This window comes from Streptomyces sp. ATLC9, from assembly GCF_057196705.1.
The window spans coordinates 1-6,233 of record NZ_JBXUOY010000286.1; the positions used below are offsets into that span (position 1 = coordinate 1).

The window sequence follows — 6,233 nt, forward strand, 5'->3', positions numbered from 1 at the left end:
GCGGCAGCGGACCGCCTCGGCGGCCTGCCGGTCCGACAGGCCGAGCAGGAACTGCAGCACACAGACGGTCGCCAGCTGAGCGGGCGAGAGACCCGGCCGCCCGTCCCTGGGGTACCAGTCCGCGAAGTCCTCGTCGCACCACAGCCCATCCAGCCGGTCCCGCACCCATATCGCCGTCGTGCCATCCGGGTTGCTCGCCCGCGCGACCCGCGCGGTCAGAGGCGGAACGTACTCACCGGAACGGGGGTGCAGGGACAACGGGCACCTCGACAGCTGCAACGGTCGGCGGAACTCCCCCGATCACCCCCGTCGACCATGCTGCCGCACCGGGAAATTCCAAGATCCCCGACAGAGTCAAGCTCAGTTCGCCCAAAAACTCCGAAGGGTAAAGATTTCAATCCACTGCGAGACAGATCGTTCAACTCGGGCAAAGCGCAGGGTCGTCGCCGGGTAGTGGATGCGATGTCCCGTGCCGAAACATAGAAGATCAATTCCGAGTCCGAATGCTTGCACCTGTAACGCTGCGTATGTCGATGTTGACATGTTGGTGGTCATGTACAAGGATTACCTTAGTGGCACGCTAACGAGTCACAGGGGGTGGTCGGCGGATCGGCGACGTCGGGAATGAGTTCTCACCTGCGAGATCAGTGATGCCATGTTCGTTCTTTCGAAACCCATGTATTGGATGATGTTTTGATGGGTACGGTCAATGATCTCATCGATGTGCGAGTGGACGATGCGGCGAGCGAGGTCCGAGATCTCGTGGCGGGTCTTTCAAAGGCTCCGCGCCGGATCCCGACCGTATATGGATACGACGAACGTGGATCGGATCTGTATGTGCAGATCTGCGAGATGGAGACCTATTACCCGTATCGCACTGAACGGGCTCTTCTGATGCGCCATGTCGATGCGATGTGCGATCTTGCGAACATAGACGAGATCGTCGAGTTGGGTTCCGGTACCGCCACGAAGTCCGAACTGCTGTTGAACGGAATTTCCGCCAGATCGAAAGCACCGCTGAGGTACGTGCCGATCGATGTGTCGGAAGAAATGTTGATCAAGGCGTCCGCCCGGCTCGCCGATTCCATCGACGGCCTCGAGGTCTCGCCCATCGCCGGTGACTACCACAGCGGTCTGAGCGTCGTCGCTCAGCAGCCGAAGACTTCGCGAATGTTCCTCTTCATGGGCAGCTCGCTGGGGAATATGAGCGAACAGAAGCGACGCGAGCTGCTGCACGACATCAGGTCCGCGGGCCGACCCGGCGACCTCATGGCGGTCGGCGTCGATTTCGACAAGTCCCGCTCGGCGCTGGAGACCGCGTACAACGATCCGCCCGAGTACGACCTGTGGCACAACTTCCTGACCAACAGGCTGGTGTGCCTGAATCGTGAGTTCAACGGCGACTTCGATCCCTCCGTGTTCGACAGCAGGCTGGTGTATAACACGGATCTCCGCCGCATGGAAGCACAGATCTGGCCGAGGGAGGACGTCGAGTTCCGCCTTGCCGACCTTGATCTGCGAGGGGTCGTCAAGGCGGGCGAGCGCGTGATCGTCGACACCTCCCACAAGTTCGAGCCCGACGAGATCGACGAACTGCTGGACACGGTGGGAATGCGGATCATGGCGTCCTACGACGAGCCCAGCGTGAAGTACTCGCTGCTGCTGGTGGAAATGGTGTGAGGTCGCCCGAGCGAATGGCCCGGCGCTGTGCCGGTGGGCGGACGGCGGCGGTGCCTCCTGAGCGCACCGTGCTCCTGCTGCTCGCGCTGTACGCGTGCTGGGGATCGGCGATTCCGGCCATGAAGCTGATGGTCGACAGCGTGCCGCCGCTCGGCGGCGCGGCACTGATCTTCCTGCTCGCCGGGATCCTGCTCGCCGGCGCCGCACGGGGGCGTCCCCGGCCGACGCGCGCGCAGTTGCGGCACCTGACGGCGGCCGGTGTGCTGCTGCTGGTGGGCGGGCAGGGGATCGCCACGGTGGCGCTGACCTCGGTGACCGCCAGTCTCGGGGCCATCCTCGCCGCGGTGATCCCGCTGTGGGTGGTGCTCCTGAGCGGGTTCACGGGAACCCGGGTGTCAGCCGCGTCGCAGGTGCGCCTGGTGGCGGGTTTCGGCGGCATCGTCATCGTCGTGCTCACGGCGCCGGGCAGCGCGTTCGGCGGGGCGCCGTGGGCGGTCACGGCGTTCTGCGTCGCGCCGATCCTGTGGGCCGCGGGCAGCCTGCTGACGGCGAACGTCGGTCGGCCCCTCGATCGAGTGGCCGCCAGCGCGGTGCAGTTGCTCGCCGGTGGAGCCGTGCTGCTGCTGGTCGCGCTGGCGCGCGGTGAGCTCGATCCGGCCCGGTGGTCGGACGTCAGCTGGACGTCGGCCGGAGCAGCGGTGTTCCTGCTCGTCTTCGACTCGCTCGTCGGCTTCGTGCTCTACACGCGCTTACTCGAGAGCGCGCCGGCGCCACTGGTCAGCACCTACGCCTACGTCACGCCGCTCATCGGCGCCGTGATCGGCGCGACGCTGCTGGACGAGTCGCTCTGGGCCGGTGCGTTTGTCGGGGGAGCCCTGGTGCTCGGCGCCGTCGCACTCGAACTGCGCGGTGACCAGGCGGGGACCGCCGGGGTGGAATCGCCCTGCACGGAAGAGAGCCCTTGCTTTCGGTGTACTCAGTCGGCCGGATCCGACGAGTGCGCGACGGAACGGGGACGCAGTGGTCGAGCGTGACCGTTCCTCTCCGAAGCCGTTTGCGGCGCGACTCCCGCCCGCTGCCGCCCCATTCGCCGAAGCGGTTCTTTGCGGCCTGCAGGAACATCCCCTTTTCGGACTGGCGACACGCCGGCCGCCCCGGCTCGTAGCCGATGATTACCCGCCCGGCAGCCTCCTGGCCCGGTTTGTGTGGTACGTTTCGTGGCCCGCCGAGCCCGGAATGGAGGCGCGTTCATCGGACGCGGATCATGTTGCCGACGACCTGATGCATCGACCGGCGCATTCTGTCGATTCTCGTTATTCACTCGTCCCGAAAACCGATACGTGCGACCGCCATCATTGTCGCTTCTTATCGCAGTCGGAGAGTTCACATGGTTTCCGCCGGGAATGCCCCAGTCAAACAGTCCACTCTGAACAGCGCCACACTGATACGGACGCGCGCCACATCACCGGTGACCACGAGTCGGAGTTCGACGGCCTTGAGGCGCTGGAGCAACTCGTCCGGTCGCTCGACACGGAAGCGCGGCTGACCCCGGCGGGGCGCACGCGGGCCGGGCGGTCGCTGATCCGGTCACTCGTCGAGCGGTTGGAGGCGAGTCTGCGTACCGCCGAGCGCCCCGAGATGACGAACCGATCGTTACGGCCGATCATCATCACCGGGATGCTGTGTAATGGAACGACGTTCTTACAGCGTCTGCTCGCCCAACATCCCGGACTCCGGGCTCCGGCGCTCTGGGGGATGACGGCTCCCGCCCGCCGAGGCAAGGCCGACGAACTGATCGGCCAGTGCGCGGCCTACATCGCGGAGTACGACCGACTGGCCCCGGGGTTCAAAAATATTCACTCATTGCGCGTGGAATTTCCCGAGGAATGCCATCGGCTGATAGGAAACACCTTCTGTGATCCGATCTTCGCATTCCGATATCATGTGCCCAGCTATGTGAAATGGCTGGACCGGCAGTCCATGGAGCCGGTCTACCGCTATCACCGCACGCAGTTACAGGTGCTGCTGGACCGGATCCTCGGTGGCAGCGTTCTGTTGAAGGGGCCATCGCACCTGTGGTATCAGGGCGAGCTGGCCGCGGTGTACCCGGACGCACTGGTCGTCCGTATGCACCGTTCCCCCGCGGTGGCGCCGCCGAGCGTCTGCAGCCTGATCTCCGTGGTGCGCGGAGCGAGCGCGGACCCCGTGGAAGACCGCGAGATCGGCCGCTACGCCGGTCTGGGCGCCGATCCCATGGCGGTGGTGGCCCGGATCTGTACCGCCGCCGAACTGCCGCTCACCGACGCGGCGCGGCGGCGTATGAACGGCCACCTCCCTACGGGCCGTGCCACGGGCCGGCACGCCTACCGCGCGGAGCGGTTTGGACACCGGGCCGACCGGCTCGCAGACCGCTTCTCCGACTACCTCGACGAGTTCGTCATTCCGCATGAAGCCTGAGACCGAAGGAGTGGAAGTGCCGCAGAGTACTCACCTGGAGCGGGCACGAGCGCTGGTACGCGAGGTGAACGAGAACGCGGGCCCCGACCCGCTCCGGATCGGCATCGTCACGCCGTTGAGCGAACCGGGGGACAGTACCGCGGGCGAGCTGGTGGTCAGGGGAGCCTGTCTGGGCGCGGAGTACGTGCGCGAGCACGGCGGTGCCCGCGACAACCGCGCGATCGAACTGGTGCTCTACGACGATCAGGCGACGGCGGCGGAGGAGGGCATGTACCGCTCCGCGGCGGGCCAGATGGCCAAGCTCGCCCTCGTCGACGACGTGGTCGCGGTGATGGGGCAGTGGCACCTGCGGACGACCCCGTGGGTGGTCGATGTGGCGACGAGGTACAACGTTCCGATCTTCGTCGAGAACGGCTACAGCGAGATCACCGCGCAGAAGCGGCGCAATGTCTTCCGCTCATATTTCAGCGTGGCCGACCGCGTGCCGCTGATGCTGGACTTCGCGGCTGAGCTGGGCCTCCGCACCGTGGGCATGGTGTGCGCCGACACCGCGTTCGGCGCACACACCGCGGACGTCCTGCAGCAGTACGGCGGTATGCGGCACGGGATGGAGTTCCTGCGCCTGGACTACGAGCAGGACGGTGCACCGGACTTCGCCGATCTGCTGGCACAGATCCGGGACTACGGGCCGGACCTGTTCGTCAACGGTGGTGTGGTGCGCACCAACTACCAGATCTTCCGTGCCGCGGCCGAGGCGGGCCTGCTCCCCGGTACCCCCCTGATGGTCCCCTTCAGCTATCCACTGCGGTCCGGCGACTTCTGGCGGCTCGCCGGTACCGCGGGCGTCGGCGCGATGTGGCCCGCCATGCAGTACCGGCCGTCGTGGCCGGGGATGACCGAGATCGGACGCTGGTTCACCGAGCGCTACCGACAGCGGTACGGGAACTTCCCGCCGGACACGGCGCTGACCCACTTCACCGACGTCACCATCGTCGCCGCCGCCAGCAATGCGGCGCGGTCCACCGATCGCGACGACATGATCGACGCGATGGAGGCGATGGAGTTCCCGACCTGGCGGGGCCCCGTCCGGTACGAGCGCGGGCCGGCCCACTGGCACCACGCGTCGCCCGACCTGGTACTGCTGCAATACCAGAGGCAGGGGCAGGGATTCGACGAATCGGCGATCGTCTACCCGTCGGACAAGGCCACCGCGCAGTACGTTCCGGCGCGCTCGGCGAGCGACCTCTGATGCCCCCACCGGAGTGCACGGTCGCGGACACCATGGTGCGGGGCCTGCGGGCGCACCGGGTGGGCCGGATCTTCCGCGTGGCAGGGGAGAGCCGTCCGCTGCTGCTCGACGCACTGTACGACTCCGAGATCGACGTGCTGGGCCCCCGGCGCGGCGCCGGCCGTCACGGCGCGCACCCCCGCCGTGCCCACCGTCGCGATCGTCGGCGACGGCTGTTTCGTCATGAACGGTGGTGAGCCCGCGACCGTGCGCGAGCGCCGACTGCCCGTGGTGTTCGTCGTGTCCGACAACGCCTCGCTCGGCACCATCCGGATGCACCAGGAGCAGCACTACCCGGACGCGGTACCGCCACCGACCTGGCGAACCCTGACTTCCCCCCAGCGCCGGCCGGGCATCGAGGCGGCGCTGGCCCCGGCCCAGAGCGAGCCGGGTGCGATCCCGGCCGAGGCCGCCGAGCGGATCGCCGAGGTCGCCGACATCGACTCGTCCCCGACCTCGGAGGGCACCTTGCCAGGGACCGGACCACCGAGTACGTCAGCACGCCGGCCCGGATAGCGGACGAGGCTCGCACGCTGTCCTGGCCTGAGTTCGGCGAGGTTGAGGAGGCGCGGCGATCCTGTGCGGTCCGCCGCCCTCGCATGCCGGTGCCTTCGCGTCGAACCTGTGCGAGTCGGCGCAGGCCCGGTTGCGTTCCCAGCTCCGCGCGCCGGGCAACCGCATCAGTTGCCGGACCGGTTCCGGGCCGGCGGCGACGCCCCAGCGCAGCAGCTGGGCGTGGATGCGGCGGTGTCCGTAGGTGCCGTCGGACATGTCGAATGCCTTCTTGGTGAGCAGCCGCAGTTCCCCG

General features: G+C 67.2%; 6 protein-coding genes and 1 pseudogene. 5 read left to right on the plus strand and 2 right to left on the minus strand.

All coding sequences use genetic code 11. From position 1 onward, the window contains the following. The coding region (locus tag AC2CJA_RS22595; RefSeq protein WP_484604514.1) for a transposase at positions 1-258 on the minus strand (258 nt) is incomplete at its 3' end. 438 nt (positions 259-696) lie between these two features. Here AC2CJA_RS22595 and AC2CJA_RS22600 point away from each other — a divergent pair. The 5 genes and pseudogenes from AC2CJA_RS22600 to AC2CJA_RS22620 form a co-directional block, all read left to right on the plus strand. Then, positions 697-1,680 (plus strand): L-histidine N(alpha)-methyltransferase, encoded by a 984-nt coding sequence (locus AC2CJA_RS22600; protein ID WP_484604515.1) that lies wholly within the window; start codon positions 697-699, stop codon positions 1,678-1,680. Positions 1,681-1,748: 68 nt separating this feature from the next. Continuing rightward, the gene (locus AC2CJA_RS22605; RefSeq protein ID WP_484604516.1) at positions 1,749-2,714 is read left to right on the plus strand and encodes an EamA family transporter; all 966 of its coding nucleotides are present in this window, start codon (positions 1,749-1,751) and stop codon (positions 2,712-2,714) included. Continuing rightward, positions 2,701-4,137 (plus strand): sulfotransferase family protein, encoded by a 1,437-nt coding sequence (locus AC2CJA_RS22610; protein WP_484604517.1) that lies wholly within the window; start codon positions 2,701-2,703, stop codon positions 4,135-4,137. The genes AC2CJA_RS22605 and AC2CJA_RS22610 overlap by 14 nt, the downstream gene beginning before the upstream one ends. A 16-nt stretch (positions 4,138-4,153) precedes the next feature. Further along, positions 4,154-5,386: an ABC transporter substrate-binding protein gene (locus AC2CJA_RS22615; protein WP_484604518.1), complete on the plus strand. Its 1,233-nt coding sequence runs from the start codon at positions 4,154-4,156 to the stop codon at positions 5,384-5,386. A 150-nt stretch (positions 5,387-5,536) separates the two neighbouring features. Then, positions 5,537-5,941: pseudogene (locus AC2CJA_RS22620) on the plus strand (thiamine pyrophosphate-dependent enzyme); the annotation flags it as partial. On the opposite strand, the gene AC2CJA_RS22625 reads toward AC2CJA_RS22620, so the two are convergent. Beyond that, on the minus strand, positions 5,921-6,233 hold a 313-nt coding region (locus AC2CJA_RS22625; protein WP_484604519.1), incomplete at its 5' end, for an IS3 family transposase. The pseudogene AC2CJA_RS22620 and the gene AC2CJA_RS22625 overlap by 21 nt on opposite strands.

What these genes read in the sequence shown, in the direction of transcription:
- AC2CJA_RS22600 (WP_484604515.1), top strand. Translation starts at nt 697, where the DNA reads ATGGGTACGGTCAATGATCTCATCGATGTGCGAGTGGACGATGCGGCG.